We start from the raw sequence: 23,185 nt of genomic DNA, 5'->3' as shown, positions 1-23,185 counted from the left end.
ATCTCTGGGTTATGACTCTCAAATTTATAAATTTCAGGTTTATGACTCTCAAATTTATAAATCTCGGGTTTATTTTCACTATGGTTCGCTTTCATTATGCCTATTTACAAGTTACTGTATATCTATCATATTTACGTCTATAAATTCAATTCAGGAGTTTTTGAAAAACTATGTCACCTGCTGGCAAATTGCCGTCCGAAACTGAAAGAACTCTGGTCCGGAAATCCGGCGCCTGGACAAACCCCTCTTACGGTTCTTACCCTGAAAAGCGCCCTATTCTCGAATATATCGAGAAAGGGGTTGTAAATATTGATAAACCAAAGGGGCCGACAAGCCACGAGGTTGCAGCCTGGGTAAAAGCTATTCTGGGCGTAGGTACGGCAGGGCATGCAGGCTCACTTGATCCCAAGGTTACAGGGCTTTTGCCCGCCTTACTTGGAAAGGCTACAAAGGCGGTCCCTGCTCTGCGTCTTTCTGGAAAGGAATACGTCTGTCTCTTGAAGCTTCATAAGGAAATGCCTCAAAAACTAGTCAGGAAGGTCTGTGAGGAATTTACTGGCCCTATCTACCAGATGCCTCCTATCAAATCAGCTGTCAAACGCGTTGTCAGGGTAAGGACGATCTATTACCTTGAAGTGCTTGAAATTGAAGGGAGTTTTGTGCTCTTTCGTGTAGGATGCGAAGCCGGTACTTACATCAGGAAACTTTGCCATGATATTGGGCTTGCTCTTGGTTGCGGCGGACATATGCAGGAACTCAGAAGGACAAAAGCAGGCCCGTTTACCGAGGAAACACTTGTCACTCTCCAGGATCTCAAAGATGCATATGTATTCTGGAAGGAAGACAGGGATGAGTCCGAAATCCGGCGTGTAATCATGCCAATGGAAACGGCTGTATCTCACCTTCCCAAAATTATCCTGCGGGACAGTGCAGTAGATGCAGTCTGTTCAGGAGCTACTCTGGCAGTTCCGGGCATAACAAGCCTAGATGCAAACCTTAAGAAAGGAGAGCTTACAGCGTTGTTTACTCTTAAAGGTGAGCTTGTTGCCCTTGCAAAGGCTGAAATGAGTACAGAAGAGCTCCTCAAAGCTTCGACCGGACTTGCAGCTACCCCGGTCCGGATTATGATGGAGACGGGAACTTATCCAAGAGGTTGGAATAAAAAGGAGTAGAAGGAGTAAAAGGAGTATGGCGGTAAGCCATAACACATAAAATATTTTTGGAACCCTCATCTTTTAGAATAAGGTTTATATATCACTATTTCCGTTATGGTATAAGTCGTGCCATAAGCTTTATGCCAATCTTTCCAATGGGAAGCTTGACCACAACCTTTCTAAAAGAAAGCTTGACCAAAGGTTAGGTATAAGTTTTGTAATGCATGTGCCGAGGTAGTCTAGTGGTAGGGCGCAAGCCTGGAAAGCTTGTGGGGCCTAGCCCCTCGGGAGTTCGAATCTCCCCCTCGGCGTATCTTCTGAAGCCTCTTTTAAATTATGTTTATAAGCCTCTATTAAATTATGCTATAAGCCTTTTCTACATTACGTTTCTAAGTCTTTTCTACTATATCGATTCTCAAATATGCACATAATAAGAAAATAAACATAGTTTATGACGCAAATATTACTTTAAAGTCATATGGAATTTTGTAACACGGAAAACGCAGCCGGTCGCAGAGTGATTCTATCTGGATATTACAACCACGGAAAACACGGAAAGCACGGAAGAAACACGCCTTTACTACTGATTTCCGTGTCTTCCGTGCTTTCAGTGGTTTTCAAAAAATTCATTTCTGACATACTTTGGAATCGATGCACTACATTACGTTTCTAAACCTTTTCAAAATTATGTTTAAATCTGCAGCATCTCGGTTTTGTTGTGAATGTAGTTTCTAATACTCAGTTTTATCTTGAAGAACCATAGTTGGGATCCCTTCAAAAAAAAGACCAAGAGGAAGATTTCCACTGTACCTGAAGTGTTGAGTACTTCTCCTATAAAAAGCAGGTTAAAAGGATCATAAATACTTGAGGTTTTGATTGAAGTTGAATAAGTTCTTGCTCCTGGGACTAATATGCCTATATTTTTGCTGGAACTGGTTGTAAGTTTGTAAAAGAAAAGGTTCTCAATTAAAAGAGATAGGATTTGCAGAATGAAACTGTGAATAAAAATCTTTTAAAAGCATGGGAGAGATGGAATAATACAGGAATTATTATCGAAAAAAGAAGTTGATCTGACAATGTCAGGGTACGAATACCGTTGAAAGATGATCGATTGATTTCAGGCGGGAACGAAATAAAATAATCGGAAACAAACAGGGAAGGAACATTGAAAATGAAATTAATCCTGAACAATATCGTAAAAAGTTTTGACAAAAAAGAGGTTTTGCGGGGTGCGAGCTTTGCCTTTGAAAAGGGGGAAATTTACGGACTTCTCGGGAGAAATGGCTCAGGCAAAACCACGCTGTTTAACTGCATCAATGAGGATTTGAGGATTGACGGCGGCTCAATTCTCTTTGAAGAAAATGGAGTAAAGAGAGAAGTTTATCCAGACGATATCGGATATGTTCTGTCGACACCAGTCGTTCCGGAGTTCTTAACAGGGAGGGAGTTTTTAAAGTTCTTTCTTGACATCAACGTGAATAAAATTCCGGACATTAAGCCTATTGACGAATATTTCGATTTTGTAAAGATCGGACGCGAGGACCGCGACAGGCTTTTGAAAGATTATTCCCATGGTATGAAAAACAAGATGCAAATGCTTGTAAGCTTCATCGCAAATCCAGCCATTCTGCTTTTAGACGAGCCGCTGACCTCATTTGACGTTGTGGTCGCCGACGAGATGAAGACTCTGCTTCGCCAGATTAAAAAAGACCACATTATTATTATTTCCACTCATATTATGGAGCTTGCGCTGGATTTATGCGACGAGATAGTAATCCTGAGCGGCGGGGTTCTGGAAAAAATGGAAAAGGATGACCTCAACAACGAGGCCTTTAAGAATAAAATTATTCAGGCCCTCAGGAGGGATGAGTATGATTGAAGCTTTCATTATGTCCTTCAGGCTGAAAAACACGTATAAAGCTAATGGCTTCATCTATTCGCTCAAATCCATCCCTGTCATCAACAGGCTGCTGCCGGTCTCGCTCTATAGAAGCCCGGGGCTGAAAATATTTGCCAATTTTGTCAGCATCCTGTGGGAGATCATCTCGATGTTTTTTGGCAAACTGCTCTATCTGTTTATTATTATTTTTCTTCTAAAAGATCATATGAAAAGCAGCCCCGCGAACAGCTTCATGCATATGTTTTTCTTTCTCACTATTACGGGCGGTTTCCTTAACACGCACATATTTCATCCCACCAGAGACAAGTATTATGCCATTTTTCTCATGCGAATGAACGCGCGGGAGTATACGCTTTCGAATTACTTCTATTTCCTTTTGAAAATCGTTGTCGGGTTTTTGCCTTTCACGCTGCTTCTCGGACGGCTTTCCGGAGTGCCTACCGCTATCTGCCTTTTGATGCCGCTTTTTGTTGTTTCCGTAAAACTGATTTTTACTGCCCTCGCGCTTCATGATTATGTCAGAACCGGCCATGCAAAAAATGAAAATAAGCTCAATTCGGTTGCTCTGGCTGGCATTGCTGTATCATTGGCTGCGGCATATCTCCCACCGTTTATCGGCTATGCCATGAACGGAGCTGTTTTTCTCGCTCTGTTTGTCATTTTTGCTGTTATGGCTGTGTTTTCTTTTTCGTATGTACTCAAATTCCCTGAATACCGGAGGATTTGCAAGGAACTTCTCACAGCGGATAATTTTGCTATGAACAGAAAAGATATGGCTGCACGTGCTACTCAAAAATCTTTGCAAAATAATATAGACTTTAAGGCAACAAGTAGCAAAAGCGGTTATCAGTATTTCAACGACCTTTTTGTTAAGCGGCACAGCAGTCTGCTGACCAAATCGGCCAAACATATCACCTTGATTTCCCTTGCAGTGCTTGTGCTTTCCATCATGGCCTGTTTTCTTTTCCCGGAAGCAAAACCGAAAATAAACGGGATGATGCTGACCTTTTTGCCTTATTTTCTGTTCATCATGTATTTTATTAATCGCGGAAAGGTTATTACCCAGGCCATGTTTATGAACTGTGACCACAGTATGCTTGCCTACCGGTTTTACAGGCAACCGCGTGCAATTCTGTTTCTCTTTACGGAACGGCTGAAATCCATTCTATTGATAAACTTGATGCCCGCTTCGGTAATTGCACTCGGGCTCCCGATTCTGTTATGGTTTACAGGCGGAACGGATAACGCACTTAATTATGTGCTGCTGTTTGTTTCCATTATCGCCATGTCGGTATTTTTTTCGGTGCACAACATGGTGTTATATTATCTTTTGCAGCCCTATAATATCAATCTAGAAATAAAAAGTGGCACTTTTGCCATTGTTAATTCCTTTACTTATTTTGTCTGTTATTTTGCCATCGGTAAGAAAGTCCCGACTCTAATTTTCGGCACGTTGATTTCAGTATTTTGCATTGTATATATCGCCGTCGCCTTGATTCTTGCATACAGGCTTGCACCAAAGACATTTAAGCTGCGGTAATAGCGGCTTTATGTAAACTAAAAAAGAGGTCAGATATTATTGCGTTTTCTATTCATAAGGGTAACTCTTTTCCGGGACTTCAGGCCAAGTTGGTCCGAAGTGGTATGGCGAAGAGGAGAAAAAACTAACTATAAATTATCTAAGTGTCGTGTTTCCACCACCATCCACAAACCGTGTCATTTCCTCAATACATTCCAATAGAAGTGGCGGCGTAAACCATTATTATTTTACATCTTTTTCCCAATGTAAAATACATATCCATAATACTGTTTGTATTTTGAATATAGGTCTGCCTCACGCTTCATAAGTGCAATCAGATCCTCAACGGTTTTATTTCCCGCATGTTTTTTCAAAAATTCCTCTTGCCTTGCTTTTTGCGGAATAAAATAATTGTCTATCCAACAAGTCTCAGGCAGCGTAAATGCGGCAACAGGGATATAACCTGTTTTTTGCATGATGGAAATATTATGCCCAATTGTGCTAATTTCAGGAACTGCGTCTAACCACCACTTCTCAATTTCAGCGGGGCGCTCATCAGTAAACCATGACTCATATGTTACGGCAATATAACCATCTTTTTTGAGGAACCTCTTCCAGTGATTCAAGCCTTTTTCAAAACCTATATTGGCAATAGCCCCCTCAGACCATATAAGGTCAAATTCGTCATTCTGAAACGGCAAATTGTCCATTGAACCGACAATACCTTTTACCCTGTTCTGTAAACCAAATTTTCCGGCTGTTACGTTAAGTTTCTCAATCGAGCCGGCGTAGAGGTCGAGGGCGGTGATGGTTGCTTCTGTATTTTGTGCCAGAACCATTGTTTGAGCGCCTGTACCGCAACCTAAATCGGCGATTTTTGTTTTGTTTGAAAGATTGTCGATAAAACCTAATGCTCTGATGGTTTCTTCGGGGCTGCCGGGTCCCTGCCGGTCAAGCTCTGTGAAAAATTCATTGATGAGGGCAAAATCAAATTCGTGGATTGTTATTTCTTCCATTGTTCATACTCCTTATCTTCCATTGGTCATCGGTTAAGCACTAAATTCCTTCTCTTATGGGTGTTTTTATCTGAGATTACCTTTATAGCTGTATCTCCATGTCTCTTCGTCCCACATTTACTCTTGAAGACTCTCTTCGGGAAATATTTCCCGAAGGGTGGTTAAGGTCACAGCATTACTGTTTTATGAAGGACTGCCTTTGAACCGACCTATTTTTATTTCTTTGAAAAAACTATGTTGCTGCTGGTGAAGATGCTTTTCTACATTTTTACAGCATATCTGATATCAAGCCACGGCCAACATAACTGCTATTGACTTTTAGTCCTTCCGAACATCGCTTTCAGTTAGGGATAAACGCAGATATCCTTATATACTGGTAACAGCATGTAAATGAATTCATCAGTATGTGCTGTAAAGAAGCTCCTTTAGAGAGCTGCTCCTGACTTTTTCGTGTATTCTTTTAGGGTATTCGATCAGGGGCTACAGGATGCTGTATACATTCCCCTGGAGGGAATATATGGTAGAAGAAAAGAATAATGAAGAATTAAGGCATCTTGTTCGGATTATGAATACCGACCTGCAGGGGGCAAAACCCGTAGAGTACGCCCTTACAGGTCTCCCAGGAATAGGGAGGCGCACAGCTATCCTTATCGCAAAGGGCGCAGGGGTAGACCCTACTGCTACACTTGGATATCTGCCAGATGAAGAAGTAGCAAAGCTAGACCGCGCAATCGGGAATTTTGAGGAGATTGTTCCATCCTGGATGTTGAACAGGCAAAAAGACCTGGCAACAGGACAGGACAAGCACCTGCTTGGAACAGATATCTTACTGACTTTCAGGGAAGATATTAACAACCTGAAGAAGGTCCGCGCTTACAGAGGACTCAGGCATGAAAGAGGCCTTAAGGTTAGAGGTCAGAGAACAAAATCTACAGGCCGCCGCGGGTCAACTGTCGGTGTCAGCAGGAAGAAGTGATTTTCCGGTCAGGTGATTTTAAATGGCATATCCAGGTAAACAAAGTAAAAGTTTCGAGACTCCTAAGCACCCCTGGCAGGAAGCCAGGATGGCATCTGAAGTCCAGCTTGTAAAAGCATACGGCCTCAGAAACAAGAGAGAAGTTTGGAAAGCAGCCAGTAAGCTCAGGATGTACAGGTCTGAAGCCAGAACATTACTTGCAAGCGCTGCAAACTCTCAGGAAAGAGGACTTGAAGGACATCAAAAGACCCAGTCCGAGGAAATTCTTGCGAAGCTTATCCGCTATGGTATCATCAAGTCGGACGCTGACATTGACGACATTCTCTCCTTAAAAACTGAAAATATTCTCGAAAGGAGACTCCAGACCCAGGTTCTCCGTCTCGGGCTCGCCAGGACAGTCATCCAGGCTCGCCAGTTTATCACTCACGGACATATCGCAATAAACGGTAGAAAGGCTACAATTCCTGGAATGCTCGTCTCCAAGGAAGATGAAATGCATATCGGGTACTATGGAACCTCTCCGCTTGTTAGCGAATCTCACCCTGAAAGGCCTGTGCAGGTGGCATCTGTCCTAGCAGACAGCACAACTACTTTAAGGGCTGTTGCAGAAGCAAAACAGGCTAGAGAGAAACCTCCTGAAAGAGGCGGCGGAAAGAGAAAGAGAGGGAGGAGATAATCGTGGCAGACATGAAATGGGCCGTAGCTCACATCAAATCTTCGTTTAACAACACAATTATTACTGTAACCGACATCACAGGGGCTGAGACCATTGCAAAGTCTTCCGGTGGTATGGTTGTAAAAGCTGCAAGAGATGAGAGCTCTCCTTATACTGCCATGCAGATGGCAGGACAGCTTGCTGACCAGCTAAGGGATAAGGGTATCCACGGTATCCATATCAGGGTAAGAGCACCTGGCGGGAACAAGCAGAGAAGCCCGGGCCCGGGCGCTCAGGCTGCAATCAGGGCTTTTGCAAGAGCAGGAATCCGGATTGGCAGGATTGAAGATGTTACTCCTGTCCCGCACGACGGCACTCGCCCGAAAGGCGGAAGACGTGTTTAAGAGAATTCTCCAGAGAATTTCTTCAGGAAATTCTTCTAAAATTCTCTTTTTGAATGCATTAAAATATAAGGGAAATTAAGGAATATGACGATGGAAGTAGACATTCTGGAGTTATCGGATAGATCTGCAAAATTCGTGCTTTCAAAAGTTAGCACATCTTTTGCCAACGGCATTCGGCGCGCTATGGTCGCAGATGTACCAACGCTTGCGATTGAATATGTGAATCTTTACGACAATACATCGGTACTCTATGATGAGCAACTGGCTCTACGTCTGTCCTTAATCCCGCTTGTTACGGATGTAGAGACGTATGTGCCACAGGCAGAATGCGATGTCTGCGGAGGAGAGGGCTGTCCTGCCTGCGAGGTTTCCTTAACCCTGAGTGCAGAAGGTCCGTGCACGGTTTATTCACGGGATCTTATATCCTCTGACCCGAAGATACAGCCTGCTGATCTCAATATCCCGATTGTTGAACTGAAAAAAGGGCAGAAACTTGTGCTTGAGGCTCTCGCTCATATGGGCTACGGCAGGGATAGTGTTAAATGGCAGGCAGGAGTCGCTTGCGGCTACAAGAACGTGCCTATTATAACCATTACAAACTGTGATGCATGCGGGCACTGTGCAACCGAATGTCCGAAAGGCATTATACGGTTTGAAGAATCAGGTGCCAGAGTTTCTGACGAGGATATCCTGAAGTGCTCACTCTGCAAGCTCTGTGAGCAGGTCTGTGACATCCACGCAATAAACATTAGCTTCGATGAGAACGCTTTTGTGTTTACAATGGAGTCCGATGGTTCTTACACAGCCAAAGATCTTGCCCTTAATGCGTCAAATGTGGTCAAAGGCAGAGCTGAAGAACTTTTGAGCATTCTGGACCAGTTCTGAGCTCCAGCTCGGGTACAGGCCCATATCCAATTTTTTGAGGTTAAGGCCCAATAGAGCCCGGAATATTTCAATGAGTAGATATTTCTTTGGACTCTCTACGCCTTACATATTATTATTTTATTATTATTTTGTATCTGAGTACTGCAGGAGACATTCTGTCTTATTTGTGCTCTTCCAAAACTTATTCCCGGTGACCTTCACGGCTCGAAACGTTTATATATTATCCACGATATTGTGAGGGAGTACAAGGCGTAAAGCGCGCCGGATTATCATAATGAAACAGTATTAAACATAGATTAGACACAGATTAATACGAAATGCGAGGGTTGCCCAGCCAGGTCAAAGGCGCTAGGTTGAGGGCCTAGTTTCGTAGGAATTCGTGGGTTCGAATCCCATCCCTCGCACTAAATTTCTTAATCTGTCAATTTAAAACATTTAACTTAAAAACTTCAAATTTTCATACGTTTCTAAAAGTTATTTTTGTAAAGAATTTCAAATTCTTTATTGTAAGATATCGCTATGCGAGGGTTGCCCAGCCAGGTCAAAGGCGCTAGGTTGAGGGCCTAGTTTCGTAGGAATTCGTGGGTTCGAATCCCATCCCTCGCATTTAGTTTTTTTTCTTTGCTTTTCTCTGCTTTCTTCTGATTTGCAAGTCCATTTTAATCTTTGCAGGTTTCTGTACTTGATTTTTGTAGTTTCATTTTCCAACATTATGAATCCTATTATCAAATCGTTGTATAAACTATCTGCATAGGAAGTCCTTGAGAGTCTTTTTCAGGAATTTCGGGAATAGATTTTAATCCTCTCTGAAAAGATAACTTTGCTGTTATAGAGGCGACCAGAGCATCAAGGATATCATCTCTTGCTACGTCTTTACGTCTATATTTGGAAAGTGCATTCTGCACAATTTCATCTGTAAAAGTGCAAATTTCTTGCAGCAGCTTTTTTCTTTCGTTAAAGCCTTCATTTTCTTTTTTAGAATGCTCCATCGGCTTTCCGGCAAGAGCCCAGAAACAAATCTCAGGATGGATTTCTATTATTTTTTCCTTAGCAGAATCTGTGGCTATAAGAAAATCATTCATTTCTCTGATTTTTGGAACGATTCCCCATGTTTGTTTTGTAAGTCGTTTGCCTGTAACTTCTTCATTGATGTCACAAGCGCTTTCGTAGCTTTTTGCATAGATGGCTTCTCTACAGGGAGTTGGAAAAACGCTGGATTGCCTGTAGGGTCTTAATAAGCTTCTAGCTTCTATATCGCAGAACCTTTTCTTGCAGTTGGATTTGCTATCTACTAAACCAATAGGGATGTCCACAAGTATACGCACATGAGTATTGCCATCACAAAAATAGCTATAGAGATCCGAGATTTTAGGAAACTGAAATACACCAAAGCTATCAGTTTCTGTTAGTGTAACTGCAAACCAACCTGCTCTGCACCCGTCTACACCAACAAACACTTTTTTGTCCATAAGCAGGGTTTGCAGTTTAGGCATATAGAACCTTTCAGAGGAAGCTTTGAAGGGAGTTGTTTGTTATTATTCAGGCATAGTTGACAGTCCTTTCATATGCCTGTAAAAACTGAATTAATGGCTTATAAACGAGAAGGATACAGCAGGCATAACATTCTTTGTGCTTTAAAATGAATCCGAAATCCCCTCAAGAATAATTTTAAATATAATGATTACAAAAATAATCATTATGCAATTCTACAACCGGCAGAAAGAACTTAAACTTATGGAACTGCTCGATCAGGGGAAACCATCTTTTCTCGTTATAACAGGGAAGAGAAGGGTAGGAAAAACCGAGTTGATCAAGCAGTTCACAGGGAACAGGAAAGCACTTTATCTTTTCGTTGACAGCAACAAGAGCATCGACATTCTGATGGACGAATTCGACCAGCTTTTAAAGGAGAAACTGGACCTGCCGGATTACATAAAAGTCGATGAAACGGAGAATTTCCTCAAGTTTATAACCTCTTATGACAGGGACCTGATAATAGCGATTGATGAATTCCAGAGGTTCCAGAAAGTATACCCATCCTTCATTACTCAGCTTCAGCGGTACTGGGACATGAAGCCAGACAATTGCAGAGTCTTTCTTATCGTTTCCGGGTCTTCGATTGGCATGATAAGAAAAATATTCATTGAGGAACAGGCTCCACTCTTCAAACGTGCTGACAATATTCTGACTATAAAACCCTTTACGGTCCTTGAGACATTTGAGATGCTCGGTGACATGGGCATAAAAGATCCGGAAGAAAAACTGAATCTGTACTTCCTTTTCGGAGGGACTGTCTATTACTATCGCCTGTTTGAAAAGTATCAGTGCACAGGATTTGACGATGCCCTTGAAAAGCTGATATTCAGCGAGTTTGCACCGCTTAAAAATGAAGTGAGGGACATTCTAATTGAAGAATTTGGGAAGGAGCACTCCACATATTATGAGATAATCTCAGCAATATCGCAGGGAAGATGCTCGATGAGCGAGATCTCGGATCTGACGCATGTCTCTTCCAACTCATTGTCACCATATTTTTACGACCTCATAGACCTGCTGGGAGTAGTGGAACACCGGATACCTGTCACGGACAGTCCTGAAAAAAGCAAAAGAGGACGGTATTTCCTGAAAGATAATTTCTTCAGGTTCTATGGTCGCTTCGTATATCCTATGTACAGCCAGTATATGGCAGGCAATTATTCTCCCATGCTGGAAAAGGTTCGAAAGGAATGGCAGAGTTACACAGGCAAGATATTCGAGGATATTGTTCGTGAACTGCTGGTTGAAAAAACGATCAGCGATTATCCGGATATAGGGAGCTGGTGGAATAGGAAGGGGGATGAGATTGATATTCTTGGAGTAAATCGCCAGGGGAGAAAAGTCCTGGCAATTGAGGTCAAGAATAAAGAACTGGGTGAAAGCGAGGCCAGAGAGATCCTGGAGTTAACACTCGATAAAGCAAAATTAGTAAGAGGAATATCTGGTCAGGAATTGAAAGTAGGGATAGTGGCCAGAAAAGTCAAAGGCAGAAAACACCTGGAAGATGATGGATTCCTTGTATGGGAACTGGAAGAGCTTATTCCCTGATTTTTTCGAGTTGAGCATTTGCCAAAGAAGAAATGTCTTTGGGATTATTAATCTAATTTGATTAATCATTTGTAAAAAGGAGAAATCAATCCAAAAAGGGCAATGAGAACATAAAGGGAACAAAATTTCATGTTCTATTTAATTTGGCTCTTCGTCATTCCCTGTGATAAGATGATCTTCAATTCAAGACCGCATTGGTTTTTATGAGAATATTATGGGATACCCACACAAAAACACGAAGAACCTGAATAAACATTAATTTATTACTGATGGGCTGCCAGGAAAAACATAAGGGTGTTATTACACACCCTGTCATGCAATTTGTTTTTATGAAAATCTGTTCTTTTGGATTTCAAACTTCTTTTCCAGGCTCCTGATCTTCCGTCATAACTCCATCAGACCCGCACATTTTATCAAGTTTCTCCTTTATTTTGTTAGCTTTTGCAGCGTATTCTTCTGCTTCTTCTTTGCCCATATCTGTGAGTAACTTTGAATATTCTGTAAATGTTATTGCTGCCGCACCAAGATTTAAGAAATTTTCAGGGCCTTCCTCAAGTATTTGTGTGTTTAGGAGAATACTTTTTTCAAAGGCCTCTTTTGATTTCTCATACTCGCCGGTTGAATGAAATGTAATGCCTAACTGGGTCTCTAAAACACTCATTATTGACTGGTATTCAAGGTTATCGGGGTCCGACTCAAGATGTTTATTCAGAATCGGGAAGACCGATTCATAAATTGGGATAGCTACATCGTAATTCCCAAGGTTTTCATGTAAAATCCCGTTAAGGATCCGAATTTCACAGACTCTTTTCCAGTTTTCCGGTTTTTCAGGAGCTTTTTCGTATAAGTCCTCATAGTAATCGCGGACAAGTGCCAGGTATTCTTTCGCGAGACCATACTTTTTGTCATGCATGAACACAGTTGCCTGCCTCTGGAATCCCATAGCCAGCAGGTCTTTCACGATATCTTCTTCGTTTTTATCTTGCAGGATATTCCTGTAAACATTGGCTGATTTTGAGTACTGCTGTTTTGCAAGTTCCGGTTTTCCTACTTTTTCAAAAAGCATCCCAAGTTCTTCGTGGGAAAGAGCCAGTTCTTTTTTGTAGTCCCGGTCTTTGGGATTCTCGCTGGCAATCTGGAAGCTCAGTTCTGTGATGCGCTCACGGTGCTTGATTGCACTTTCATATTGTTTTTGCCTGACAGCAAAGGCTTCAACGTCCTTCAGTGTACAGATGAGATTTTCCCTGTAAATGTCATTTTCCGGGTACATTTGCACCAGGTTTTCGATTATTCCGAGGGATTTTTCATAGTATTTTAGAGCATTTTCGAGATCAAGATCCGCATCATACATTCTCCCGATGTAATCCAGGGTATTTGAGATACTTACTTTGTGGTCAGTATTTTCGGGATAGGATTCAAACAGTTTTTCAAATGCTTCAAGGCCCTGTTCATAGTACTGTTTTGCAGTTTCCGTATCTCCCTTTCCTGCGTAGAGGTGGCCGATCTGGTCGATGGTGGCGGCTATATTTGCTACACTTATTTCGTCTTCAGGGTCTCTTTCATGAATATTCCTGTATATTTCGATTTCCTGCATGCGGCATTCTTTTGCACGCTCTGTGTTCCCGATATCTCCAAAAAGCTCCCCAAGCTCGGTAAAATAGTCGGAAATCTTGTATTGATATCGCAGGTTCTCCGGTTTTTTCCCGGCTAATTCCTTGAGTATTTCAAGGGATTTTTCAGCATATTGAGTCGCTTTTTCATATTTATTTTCTTCATAAAAGACCCTACTGAGAGTCAGGTATATTTCGCGCTGTTTCTTGATGTAAGAACTATTCCCAGGATGTTTCTGGAGTTTTTCGTTCAGGAAGTCGATAGCCCGGAGGTATGTTTCTTCAGTTTTCTCTATATTTCCAAGTTTTGTGTACAGGTCCCCGGAAACTTCGTATAAGGATAAAAGCTGAGAAGAAACAACTTTGTTGCCGGGTTCTTTTATGAGGATTTTTTTATAGATTTCTTCGATCTGCCCAAAGACCCGGTTTGCTTCCTCAAAGTTCTCAAATACAAGACAATAATCTCTAAACTGTTCGGTTATCATCTTCAGGTTATCAAATAATTCTTGTTTTCCAGATATCAGTTCAAATAATTTCCCATAATTTTGCACGATTCTTTCGACCAGGTCTGGCTCAGCTTCAGTCTTCTGGGCCCTCAGGTGAAAGGTACTGATATTTTCCAAAAATTTCAAGTAATTATGTATGTACTCCGGGTTATCCGGAACTCTGGCAATAAGCTTATCATAAGTGGCAAGAATTTGATTTATATCTTTTTTATTTCTGTATAAATACTCCTCCATTTTTGAAACACTGTCAAACTCAGAGAGTGCCTTTATAGTAAAACCAAATGAATTGTAGGTATAGTACTGATGCACAGGTTCTCCGGGGTCAGCCTGAAAGAGGGGCACAATAAATTCTATTAGTTTCTGGAACTCTTCCAGGGCCTCCTCCTTCCTTTTCTCGGCAAGCAAAGCTCTCCCTTTTAACATAAGGATCGAACATATGTAGTCAGGTCGCTTTGTCTTTTCAGAAAGTTTTTCGGCTTTTGCAAGGTTTTCAAGCGCTTTTTTAGATTTTTCAGTATTAATTTGCATTAAAGAGGTATCGAGAATCCGAGATATTGCATCCATAATCTGTTTGGACATAGAGGTAGATTGTAATTCAGGTAATAAAAGGCATCTCTATATATAAAACATACAAAAAATAAACGTAAAGTCCATCACTGTAAAACAAGCCGTACTCTTAATTTGAATAGTTTTTAAAGTCTTACCGTACCTGTACAAATCTGAAGTTCCAGTAAGCTCCTTAGTTGAAGATTTTAACTTTTAAGAAACACTTATAAAATTACTACTAATTTTTAAAATTCGTTTCTAAAGCCCTCAAACCAGAACTCCTCAAACCAGAATATTTAATTGGGTTTATATACAGTTGGAGGTATAAATATTATAAATATGTTAGTGGTATCTCCAATGAAAAAAACAAAAATGTCGGCAAATTCTGGCAGAGCCGGGACTTTGAGTTTTGTCCATGCTGCGGATTTACACCTTGACAGTCCATTTACAGGAATTTCAGGAATTGATCCTGAACTTGGGGAAAGGCTTGCGAAAGCTACCTTTCAGGCTTATGAGGCAATTATAGAGCTCTGTATGGAAGAAGAAGTCGACTTTTTGCTTATTGCGGGGGATGTGTATAACAGTGCCGACAAGAGTCTTTATGCTCAGGTCAGGTTTATAGAGGGGCTCAGGAAGCTCGAAACCGCCGGAATTCAGGTTTTTATATGCCACGGGAACCACGATCCTCTTGACGGCTGGTCTGCAAGCCTTACATGGCCCGAAAACGTACATATCATGAAAGGGGACAGGGCTGAAGTTGTGGAATTCAAAAAAGAAGGAGAAACTGCTGCTGTTATAGTGGGGATGAGCTATCCAACACGGCACATAATGAAAAATCTTGTGAAAAACTTTCCAAAAAAAGAAGGTAACTGGCCGTTTACTATAGGACTGCTGCATTGCAGCGTGGGAAGCAACCCGGAGCACGCACCTTATGCACCCTGTACTCTGCAGGACCTCAGGGAGCTCAATTATGACTACTGGGCGCTTGGCCACATTCATACTCCTTCTATAGTTTGTAAAGAGGCTCCGGTTGTGATATATCCTGGAAACCCGCAGGGCAGGCATCCCGGAGAAAACGGTGCCCGTGGATGCTTTGTTGTGGATGTTTCTTCAGGAGGAGCTATTTCTACCAGATTCATAGAGACCGACTCTGTGCGCTGGCATATTAGGGAAATTTCCATAGAAGGCCTGGAAAAAGAAGGGGAGCTAATAGAAAGCCTTCAAAGCCAGCTTGATGCCATAAGGGAAAATTCCGGAGGAAGGTCTGTGATTTGCAGTTTTGCCCTTAAAGGGAGGGGACCGCTGCATCACATTCTCAGGCAGGAGGGATTTCTTGAAGACCTCCTGCGTTTGCTCAGGGAAGGCGAGACCTGGGGCCGGCAGTTCATCTGGGTAGACCGAATAGAGGATGATACACTCTTTCCCGTAGAAAGAGAGCTTCTTCTGAAAAGGGAAGATTTTGTGGGAGATCTGGTAAAAATTGTAGAGGGCTTGAAGACCGATGAAAAAGCCCTGGATGAGTTTCGTGAAGTCCTGTCCCCTCTTTTTGATTCCAGAAACGGGAGAAAGCACATTGCCAGAATTGATGATGAAGAAATGAACTACCTGCTTCAGCGCGCTGAAAATATTCTGCTTGATGCTTTACTCACGGAGGAAGATAATGAAAATTAATGCCATCCATATTGATGGTTTCGGCAAGTTTTCCAGCTTGTCGATGGAAGACCTGCCCGCCGGCCTGGTCATTTTTACGGGAGCAAACGAAGCAGGAAAATCGACATTATTTACTTTTATCCGGAGGATGTTTTTCGGTATTCCCAACACAAGGCTCTGCAACCTCTATCCTCCACTTGGAGGAGGAAAGCATGGGGGAAGGCTTGCAGTCATCGATTCTATTGGAGACCGATGGGTCATCGAAAGAAATGCGGGCAGAAAAGAAGATGTAAAGGTTGTGCTTCCAGATGGGAATACAGGGGGTAAAGTTGAACTTATTAAACTGCTGGGCCACGCAGACAGAAATGTCTTTGAAAATATCTATGCTTTTGGCCTTGAAGAACTGCAGAGTTTTGAGACCCTGAACGACCAGAGCATCAACAGTAAACTCTACAGTGCAGGCACAGGAGTTGGAGTTTCGATTTCAGGACTGATGAACTCTATCAGCAGCATTGAAACCAACCTGTATAGGCCTAGAGGTAGTAAACCTCTTATAAATGAGCTGTTCAGGGAAATAGGGAAAACTGAAGTAAAAATTACCGAACTTGAAGGAACCCAGAAGAAATACGATTCTCTTCATTTTGAACTGGAACAGAAAACCCTGGAGATTGCCCAACTAAAAGAAAAGTCTCAGAATATAAGGGAAAAATTAAACGACATTCAAAACCTGCTTTCCGTCTGGGAAGACTGGGAGATCCTCTGTGAGTCAAAAACTGCACTTGAAAGCTTACCTGGGCTTGGGAGTTTCCCCGAAAAAGGGGAAGAGAAGCTTAAGAGGCTCCAGGAAAGAATTGAAGAGATAAGGGAGACCATTTCAAGGCTGCAGCAGGACCTGGATAAAAATGCCGTTAAAGAACGAAGCCTTTCCCCTGACGAAAGCCTTCTGAAGCAAAAAGATGCGGTGCTGGAACTGGGAAGCGGAATTGAGAAGTACAGGTCTGAAGAAAAACTGCTCCCTTCTCTGGAAATGAACCTCAGGCAGGAAAAAGCCGGGTTTTCTGAGCTTCTTCTGGAACTTGGTCCGGCCTGGGATGAGAAAGCTCTGGAGCTTTTTGACCGTTCTATTCCTGCAAAGGAAGCCGTCATTCAGATGAGAAGGTCAGTAGACGAAATTGAGGATAAAATAAAAGAGACCAGAAACGAACTCCAGCAGGTCCTTAACAGCATTGAAAGAGTCCTTCAGGAAAACGACCTTTTTGAAGAAAGCCTCCTCGTACACAGAGACCAGGTTATCGAACTTGGAAACGGAATCGAAAAATACCAGTCTGATAAAGAGTTTCTCCTTTCCGGAACTCAGGAACTTCAGGATAGAAAAGCAGAACTCAGGGAAAATCTGTCAGGGCTTGGGGAAGGATGGGACGAAAACGCCCTTGATCTTTTTGAGCACTCAATCCCTTCAAAAGAAACTGTATTCCGAAAACGAAGGGAAATGGACGAAGCAGAAAAAACAATTGAGAGATACCGCGACAGGCTCAAACTTGCCCTTGGGGAAATTAAAGACGTCTGTGAGGAAATCGAAGCCCTAAAAGAGAAACTTGAGGTATACCCGACTCTTCCCAGGCCTGAAGAGGTGAAGCAGGAGCTTGAAGCTGTAAGTTATCTCAGGGTGGCCCACCCTCTCCTGAGGGAAAAAGAAGGCGAACTCAAAAGCCTGGAAAAAGAAGAGATGCTTTTTGCAGCTTTAAGACCTCGGGAAACCGAAAATAAGGATGGTCTACCCCTCTGGCCTGCAGGAATGGTTCTGCTTGCAGGCTGCATTGGCCTGGTATACGAAAGCATTAGTGGCACCATGTTTTCCGGACTTGTCATATTTTTACTCCTTTTCGCGACTTCTGCGGTATACTTCTTAAAAGCTACTAATAAGTCCTCAGTCCACCTTGCAGGGGAAGAGCATCTGGAAGACGTTGAGTCCCGAAAACAGAACGTAAAGGACTCAAAGGAAAAGCTGTTCAGAGAGATTAATTCACTGAAAGCATCCATGAAAACCCGTGCAAAAAAGTGTGGCTTTGAAGACATTCCTGACCCCTCAGTACGGGAACAGAAAGCCGATGAGCTGCAGAGGGTCGTGGTTGAGTTGAAGACTACCTGGGAGCTGCGCCAGAGGGAGGAGAAGCTCCAGAAGAAGCTGGATAAGTTAAATGCAAGTTATATAGAACTTAAAGATACTATCCGGGCACAAGAGGCAAAGCAGGAAGAAGTTCTCCAGGAATGGAAAGGGTGGCTTACTTCTTCAGGGCTCAGCCCGGAGTTCTCTCCTGAGCATGTGATTGAGATCCTTTCTGCAATCAGGGCTTGCCTGGAAAAACAAAAGAATATAAACGAACTGGAAAAGCAGGTAACGCTCAAAGAAGCCACTGTTAAAAAGTACGAAGAAAAAGCCTGTAGTATTCTGGAGGCTTGCAGAAAGCCTATTTCGGGAATTGCACTTGAAAGTGAAATCGCAAAGCTCAGGGAGGACGTGAGTTTCGCATTTAACCAGGCCGAAAGAGTGAGAAAACTTGAGGCTGAGTCCGAAGGCCTTAACCGTAAAAAAGAAGAGCTGGAAACCCGGTTCCTTGAGGAGACAAAGGCACGTGATGCACTGGCAGAAAAGTGGACTGGCTGGCTTGGGACTTACGGGCTTGACCCTTCACTTTCAGTAGAAAGTGTGCTTGAAATATTTTCGGTAATTCGGACGTGCTTTGACAAGCAGCGGGCAATCCGGAAACTTGAAGAACAGATAGCTTCCAGCAGAACATCGATAGAAGCCTATGAAGCAAAGGTAGCGGGAGTATTGCAGGTATGTGGACGTTCACTTTCCGGAATCTCTTTTGACTCCCAGGTTGAAAAACTTCGTTCAGACCTTGAAAAGGCATCCGATGAGACAAGAAACCTGCAGCAACTGAAAACCAGATCTGAAGAACTTAAAATTGAACTTGAGGCAGCCCTGGATAAATATAAAGAAGCTGCTGAAGAGCTTGCAGTTCTTCTGAACTCCGGTTCTGCAGAGACCGGAGAAGAATTCTATGAAAACGCCCGGCTCTGGGCTCAGCGGACCGAACTGGAAAACAGAAAAAGAGAAGCTGAACAGCAGATCCAGAGGGTTTCCGTAGGCGAAAAGGATTACGGGGTTTTCGTAGAAGAACTGCAAGATTCTGATCTTTCAGGCCTGAAAGAAGAAAACCACAGTCTGGAAGAATGCCTGAAAGCACTGGAACAGGAGACCTCGGATACTATAGACAGGCGTGGAGCGATACGAAATCAGATTGAACAGCTCGAACAAGGAAGTGAAGGTTCCCTTGCAAGAGTAATGCAGGAAAGCCTGCTGGAAGAACTTCACGAAAAGTCAAGGGAATGGGCTTCTCTAGTCTTAGCCCGTGAGATCCTTGCTAAAGCAGTCAAAGTCTATGAAAAGGAAAGGCAGCCTGCAGTTATCGTGGAAGCCCAGGCTTTTTTCTCAAAGATTACCAGAGGCAGGTACACGAGGATTTATTCCCCACTCAACTCTACCGAAATCTATGTTGAAGACCGGAACGGACGCCAGAAGAGCATTCAGGAACTCAGTAGGGGAACGGCTGAACAGCTTTATCTCTCCCTGCGCTTTGGTTTCATCAGGGAATTCGGCAGGCATTCGGAATCTCTCCCGATTGTTTTTGACGACGTGCTGGTGAATTTTGACCCTGAACGCTGCAAAAGCACATGTGAAGCCATAAAGGACCTTGCATCAGATAATCAGATTTTTTATTTCACTTGCCATCCTGAAACCGTACAGATGCTTGTAGAAAGTTTTCCTGAAATCAGGGCTGTAGATCTTGATGCGGTATAAAAGAGAGTTAAAGCGTAAAAGAGCCGGATAGGAATTTAAATGTACGTCCTTTCTATTATGAAAAGGAGCTTTGAACTTAAAATATGACTTGTATTAAAAAGTTCAAAAACTAGTTTTAAAAAGCTTGATTTTTTGTCTTAAAAAGCTTGGTTTTTTGTCTTAAAAAGCTTGATTTTTATCTTTGCCAATGGGTTTCTTCCATATCAATGGCCGCAAAAATCTGTATAAGAGGGTGTCTTTTTATAGCTCTCATCAAATCCTCTGGGGTATATTCCATACCATATTCATAGCATGAAAACAGCCCCATATGATACAGGATTATGTCCCTCTCAATGCGTGTCAGTTTTATGTGTTTCTTAATCTTTTCAATAGAAAGACCTGAATGTTTATTATTTGCAGGATGGCCTTGCAACGCCCGATAATTTCCATAGTCTCCAACATATAACCCTTCCTTACAGACGTCGTGACACAAAGCAATAATTGTTAGAGAATCCTCAGGAAGTTGCTCTTTTTTCTTAAGGCGGGAATTCGATAATTTCAGTGGCTCTAATAAATTGAGGCTATGTTCCGCAAGTCCGCCAGGATAATCTCTATGATATTTTGTACTTGCAGGTGCCGAAAAGAAATCGGAATTTTCAATGTACTGGATGTAATCTTTGATCCCTTCTCTCTTCACTTCATTTAAGAGATCCAGAATATAATTTTCGTTGGCAAAGATTTCATCCTCAGTCAACATTTCAGTTCCTTCAAATTGTCAAAACTTATTGAGATTTTGTATATAACTTAACTTCAACAGATATTATATTATGATAAAAACAAATTTTGCTCCTTTATGTGTATCTATTACACAGTTGGAAACTAAATAAATATAATAGAATAAATTTTCCTGAAATTTAATAATTATTGAAAAATAAGGAAAAACACAAATCTGAACAATCCAAACAAAAAAGTATCTTAAGCAGTTCTCAATGAGTTTCGATCTCTATTAATTTCTTGTTATCTGTTCATTATTTTGTTATCTATTCGTTATTTTGTTATCTGTATATAATTTTGTTATCTGTTCAGTATTTTACTTTTTTTCTTTTCATGGGTTGTCTTATGATAGTTTTAAGTTTTTCCGGTTTTGTTCTGCGCATATCACTTATGTATATCTCATGGTGTTTTTCACCAGGCAGGCTGCCATTAAACTCATATCCTTTTTCTTCAATAAAATTATGTAATTTCTCTACCGTTTGGCCTTCCTGTGAATATGGACCAATGTACATTATCTGGGCTGATAAGCCTTCATGCAGGCTTTGAAATTTTATACTGGAAAGCGCAGGTAGTTTTTTCTTTTTTTCTACTTCCTGTATGGCCTCTTTTATCATGTCTTTCGTGATGAAGTCGGGCTGCCTTATCATTGCAGTCCATTTCCAGCCACTTTTATCTTGAATGTTGAAATCTGCCAGATTTTCAGCCCACCAGAGTCCTTCAAGAGGCATTACTACATAATCCTGCGAGCTATCTTTTTTGGAGATAAATTTAATTTTATAAGATACTGAAAACAATGCTTCTATGGAGTTCTGATATTCCTGTGATGTATTGGGGTCGCCTTCGCCGTCTATCATTAGAAAACTCATTTCAGGAACGTCTACAGTTGACACTTCTTTTGCAGATGGATTGTAAAGTTCTTTATTCTCTTTTTTTAAATCTATTTTCGGCATTTTACCTGGATTCGGCAGGTCAACGTAATTATAGATAGATTTTTTCATATTTTCTCCCCTATGAGACTCAATATCTTCCAGTGAATCTCTTCCATATTTAAAATTGGCAGTGTGTCAATTTTTCTGAAAAATCAGAAATCTAAATAAGTTATTGGGTAGAAAATTCCAAATCGGAAGAATCAATTTTGTTCATAGTACTCAAAAACTTGACTTCAAATTTACAGCAAATTTGAGACACTGCCTGGGTTCTATTACTCAAATATCTGATTTAATTTTAATATTTTACATACTTTGTACACATAGACACAGACAATTATTGTAAGGATTGCTACCCCATATGGAGTGAAAAAATAATTGATATTGAGAATACTAATAATAAATCTGTTCAACACAGGTAAAATAATCGGCCAATGAAATAAATAAATTTGGAATGAATATTTTCCACACAGTAATAATGATTTTTTTAAATATTTGCAACTTAGTAGTAGTCTAGAAAATAACATCATAAATGGTGGAAATGTTATTCCATATAATAAAATAGCATATTTAGATGCAAACGATTGTGGGTAAATTATGGAGACCGTAAATATTGCGACAAAAACTATTGAAATAATATATGAAATAGAGAGTTTATTTTGTTCTAATTGCTTGTAGCCATAGGCTATCCCAAAAATATAAGCTGGCATATACATCATGATATTAAACAAAATACTAGGGTACAGTTTTAAAGTGTCCTTATACATAATGTCAAATGCCAGTAGTGGTATTCCTAAATAAAATAAAGTATCAATCTGAAAATAGTATATAATTGTAAAACAAATAGTTGTTATTACAATTAGTGCAATCAGATACCATAATTGATAAGAAACGATATTATTTCCAATCAGAGTTTTAAATAAACCGTCTATGTTTAAATTATTCCAAAAATTTGCAATACCTTCAAAATTTAGGTTAAGGTAATTAATTGAGATATAACTAATGCAATATAGAGGAACAAATGCCAGCAGTGTATACCCAATATACGCTTTATACAGCCGAGTAAATCTCTTCACAAAATACTTACTTACAAATGATTTGTCGTTGATTTCTGAAGAATGATTTATCCCCATCTTAAGTCCAGATGAAAACGTAAACAAAACTAGACCAAATGTGGCAAGATATTTTAACAAAAATATAGAATCTGGCCGATTTATCCCGCCTAACTCATGAAAGAGTACGATAAAAATAATACTAATACCATCAATTAAAGTAATTTTGTCTTTTATTTCTGAATAGGACCGAGAGATCATAATCTAATCTCCAATTTTAGTAATAAGTTCTGTGTAGCTATCATTTATTTCATTATACTAGCATGAAAGTTCTTTCAAGTACTTTCATTTTTAATGCCTGTGATTAGAAGGATTTCATGTGTGTTTTTTGTGAGAATTAAATCTTTTTGCATAAATATACTAAGTGTTATGAAATTAGAATAGGTTTTTAGGCAGTGTGCCAATTTTTCTGTAAAATCACAAATATCAAGAAGTTATTGTGTAGAAAATTACATATCAAGAGATTAATTTTCTTCATCGTACGCAAAAACTTTACTTGAAATTTACAGCAAATTTGAAACACTGTCTTTTTATGATACGAACATTTGCATTTATCTGTACTCTTCGGTAGTATAGTTTGAAAATATATAATTATTTCATTAAACACACATGAAATTCTTCAAA

The 23,185-nt window shown here is 40.9% G+C and carries 16 protein-coding genes and 3 tRNA genes; 13 read left to right on the top strand and 6 right to left on the bottom strand.

The features are described 5' to 3' along the window. Positions 1-170: 170 nt before the first annotated feature. The 4 genes from MSVAZ_RS04600 to MSVAZ_RS04585 all read left to right on the top strand — a co-directional run bounded on the left by MSVAZ_RS04600 (position 171) and on the right by MSVAZ_RS04585 (position 4,594). Positions 171-1,172 (top strand): RNA-guided pseudouridylation complex pseudouridine synthase subunit Cbf5, encoded by a 1,002-nt coding sequence (locus MSVAZ_RS04600; protein ID WP_048118603.1) that lies wholly within the window; start codon positions 171-173, stop codon positions 1,170-1,172. A gap of 210 nt (positions 1,173-1,382) precedes the next feature. Then, positions 1,383-1,465, top strand: a tRNA-Ser gene (locus MSVAZ_RS04595). An 860-nt stretch (positions 1,466-2,325) separates the two neighbouring features. Then, complete coding sequence (locus tag MSVAZ_RS04590) at positions 2,326-3,033, top strand: ABC transporter ATP-binding protein (protein ID WP_048118600.1); 708 nt, start codon at positions 2,326-2,328, stop codon at positions 3,031-3,033. Further along, the gene (locus MSVAZ_RS04585) at positions 3,026-4,594 is read left to right on the top strand and encodes a hypothetical protein (protein WP_048118597.1); all 1,569 of its coding nucleotides are present in this window, start codon (positions 3,026-3,028) and stop codon (positions 4,592-4,594) included. The genes MSVAZ_RS04590 and MSVAZ_RS04585 overlap by 8 nt, the downstream gene beginning before the upstream one ends. Before the next feature lie 227 nt (positions 4,595-4,821). Here MSVAZ_RS04585 and MSVAZ_RS04580 read toward each other — a convergent pair whose 3' ends face one another. Beyond that, positions 4,822-5,589 carry a class I SAM-dependent methyltransferase gene (locus MSVAZ_RS04580; protein WP_048118594.1) on the bottom strand — a complete coding sequence of 256 codons (768 nt, stop codon included), beginning with the start codon at positions 5,587-5,589 and terminating at the stop codon, positions 4,822-4,824. Between the two features lie 487 nt (positions 5,590-6,076). Here MSVAZ_RS04580 and MSVAZ_RS04575 point away from each other — a divergent pair, with 487 nt between their 5' ends. The 6 genes from MSVAZ_RS04575 to MSVAZ_RS04550 all read left to right on the top strand — a co-directional run bounded on the left by MSVAZ_RS04575 (position 6,077) and on the right by MSVAZ_RS04550 (position 9,115). Then, a complete protein-coding gene (locus MSVAZ_RS04575; RefSeq protein WP_082091031.1) occupies positions 6,077-6,565 on the top strand; it encodes a 30S ribosomal protein S13 in 489 nt (162 codons plus the stop codon). A gap of 22 nt (positions 6,566-6,587) precedes the next feature. Further along, a complete protein-coding gene (locus MSVAZ_RS04570; RefSeq protein ID WP_048118591.1) occupies positions 6,588-7,241 on the top strand; it encodes a 30S ribosomal protein S4 in 654 nt (217 codons plus the stop codon). Between the two features lie 2 nt (positions 7,242-7,243). Next, the gene (locus tag MSVAZ_RS04565) at positions 7,244-7,624 is read left to right on the top strand and encodes a 30S ribosomal protein S11 (protein ID WP_011305118.1); all 381 of its coding nucleotides are present in this window, start codon (positions 7,244-7,246) and stop codon (positions 7,622-7,624) included. An 84-nt stretch (positions 7,625-7,708) separates the two neighbouring features. Next, the gene (locus MSVAZ_RS04560) at positions 7,709-8,509 is read left to right on the top strand and encodes a DNA-directed RNA polymerase subunit D (RefSeq protein WP_048118588.1); all 801 of its coding nucleotides are present in this window, start codon (positions 7,709-7,711) and stop codon (positions 8,507-8,509) included. A 319-nt stretch (positions 8,510-8,828) separates the two neighbouring features. Next, a tRNA-Leu gene (locus MSVAZ_RS04555) sits at positions 8,829-8,913 on the top strand. 117 nt (positions 8,914-9,030) lie between these two features. Beyond that, a tRNA-Leu gene (locus tag MSVAZ_RS04550) sits at positions 9,031-9,115 on the top strand. Between the two features lie 119 nt (positions 9,116-9,234). Here the strand turns inward: MSVAZ_RS04550 and MSVAZ_RS04545 are convergent. Beyond that, positions 9,235-10,002 (bottom strand): DUF429 domain-containing protein, encoded by a 768-nt coding sequence (locus MSVAZ_RS04545; RefSeq protein WP_052727880.1) that lies wholly within the window; start codon positions 10,000-10,002, stop codon positions 9,235-9,237. Positions 10,003-10,207: 205 nt separating this feature from the next. On the opposite strand from MSVAZ_RS04545, the gene MSVAZ_RS04540 reads away from it, so the two are divergent. Beyond that, on the top strand, positions 10,208-11,593 hold the full coding sequence (locus MSVAZ_RS04540; RefSeq protein ID WP_232316217.1) for an ATP-binding protein: 1,386 nt from the start codon (positions 10,208-10,210) through the stop codon (positions 11,591-11,593). Between the two features lie 352 nt (positions 11,594-11,945). Here MSVAZ_RS04540 and MSVAZ_RS04535 read toward each other — a convergent pair whose 3' ends face one another. After that, positions 11,946-14,288: a tetratricopeptide repeat protein gene (locus MSVAZ_RS04535; protein WP_048118582.1), complete on the bottom strand. Its 2,343-nt coding sequence runs from the start codon at positions 14,286-14,288 to the stop codon at positions 11,946-11,948. Between the two features lie 324 nt (positions 14,289-14,612). Between MSVAZ_RS04535 and MSVAZ_RS04530 the strand changes: the two genes are divergently transcribed. Further along, on the top strand, positions 14,613-15,926 hold the full coding sequence (locus MSVAZ_RS04530) for a metallophosphoesterase family protein (protein WP_232316216.1): 1,314 nt from the start codon (positions 14,613-14,615) through the stop codon (positions 15,924-15,926). Next, the gene (locus tag MSVAZ_RS04525) at positions 15,916-19,770 is read left to right on the top strand and encodes an AAA family ATPase (RefSeq protein WP_048118579.1); all 3,855 of its coding nucleotides are present in this window, start codon (positions 15,916-15,918) and stop codon (positions 19,768-19,770) included. The genes MSVAZ_RS04530 and MSVAZ_RS04525 overlap by 11 nt, the downstream gene beginning before the upstream one ends. A 175-nt stretch (positions 19,771-19,945) precedes the next feature. On the opposite strand, the gene MSVAZ_RS18705 is transcribed toward MSVAZ_RS04525, so the two are convergent. From MSVAZ_RS18705 to MSVAZ_RS21760, 3 genes are all read right to left on the bottom strand, one after another. After that, complete coding sequence (locus MSVAZ_RS18705; RefSeq protein WP_052727879.1) at positions 19,946-20,506, bottom strand: hypothetical protein; 561 nt, start codon at positions 20,504-20,506, stop codon at positions 19,946-19,948. A 325-nt stretch (positions 20,507-20,831) separates the two neighbouring features. Further along, positions 20,832-21,521: a GyrI-like domain-containing protein gene (locus MSVAZ_RS04515; RefSeq protein WP_232316215.1), complete on the bottom strand. Its 690-nt coding sequence runs from the start codon at positions 21,519-21,521 to the stop codon at positions 20,832-20,834. Between the two features lie 203 nt (positions 21,522-21,724). Beyond that, complete coding sequence (locus MSVAZ_RS21760) at positions 21,725-22,762, bottom strand: acyltransferase family protein (protein WP_048118576.1); 1,038 nt, start codon at positions 22,760-22,762, stop codon at positions 21,725-21,727. Positions 22,763-23,185: the final 423 nt, after the last annotated feature.

The sequence above is a fragment of the Methanosarcina vacuolata Z-761 genome, assembly GCF_000969905.1.
GTDB classification, from domain to species: domain Archaea; phylum Halobacteriota; class Methanosarcinia; order Methanosarcinales; family Methanosarcinaceae; genus Methanosarcina; species Methanosarcina vacuolata.
This window is presented reverse-complemented; position numbering and strand designations above follow the sequence as displayed.

Bases quoted from the DNA above. Each gene is read 5' to 3' on its own strand.
- MSVAZ_RS04515 (WP_232316215.1), bottom strand. From the start codon at position 21,521: ATGAAAAAATCTATCTATAATTACGTTGACCTGCCGAATCCAGGTAAA.
- MSVAZ_RS04545 (WP_052727880.1), bottom strand. From the start codon at position 10,002: ATGCCTAAACTGCAAACCCTGCTTATGGACAAAAAAGTGTTTGTTGGT.
- MSVAZ_RS04580 (WP_048118594.1), bottom strand. From the start codon at position 5,589: ATGGAAGAAATAACAATCCACGAATTTGATTTTGCCCTCATCAATGAA.
- MSVAZ_RS04560 (WP_048118588.1), top strand. From the start codon at position 7,709: ATGACGATGGAAGTAGACATTCTGGAGTTATCGGATAGATCTGCAAAA.
- MSVAZ_RS04590 (WP_048118600.1), top strand. From the start codon at position 2,326: ATGAAATTAATCCTGAACAATATCGTAAAAAGTTTTGACAAAAAAGAG.
- MSVAZ_RS04575 (WP_082091031.1), top strand. From the start codon at position 6,077: ATGCTGTATACATTCCCCTGGAGGGAATATATGGTAGAAGAAAAGAAT.
- MSVAZ_RS18705 (WP_052727879.1), bottom strand. From the start codon at position 20,506: ATGTTGACTGAGGATGAAATCTTTGCCAACGAAAATTATATTCTGGAT.
- MSVAZ_RS04540 (WP_232316217.1), top strand. From the start codon at position 10,208: ATGCAATTCTACAACCGGCAGAAAGAACTTAAACTTATGGAACTGCTC.
- MSVAZ_RS04535 (WP_048118582.1), bottom strand. From the start codon at position 14,288: ATGTCCAAACAGATTATGGATGCAATATCTCGGATTCTCGATACCTCT.
- MSVAZ_RS04600 (WP_048118603.1), top strand. From the start codon at position 171: ATGTCACCTGCTGGCAAATTGCCGTCCGAAACTGAAAGAACTCTGGTC.
- MSVAZ_RS04585 (WP_048118597.1), top strand. From the start codon at position 3,026: ATGATTGAAGCTTTCATTATGTCCTTCAGGCTGAAAAACACGTATAAA.
- MSVAZ_RS04530 (WP_232316216.1), top strand. From the start codon at position 14,613: ATGAAAAAAACAAAAATGTCGGCAAATTCTGGCAGAGCCGGGACTTTG.
- MSVAZ_RS04570 (WP_048118591.1), top strand. From the start codon at position 6,588: ATGGCATATCCAGGTAAACAAAGTAAAAGTTTCGAGACTCCTAAGCAC.
- MSVAZ_RS04525 (WP_048118579.1), top strand. From the start codon at position 15,916: ATGAAAATTAATGCCATCCATATTGATGGTTTCGGCAAGTTTTCCAGC.
- MSVAZ_RS21760 (WP_048118576.1), bottom strand. From the start codon at position 22,762: ATGATCTCTCGGTCCTATTCAGAAATAAAAGACAAAATTACTTTAATT.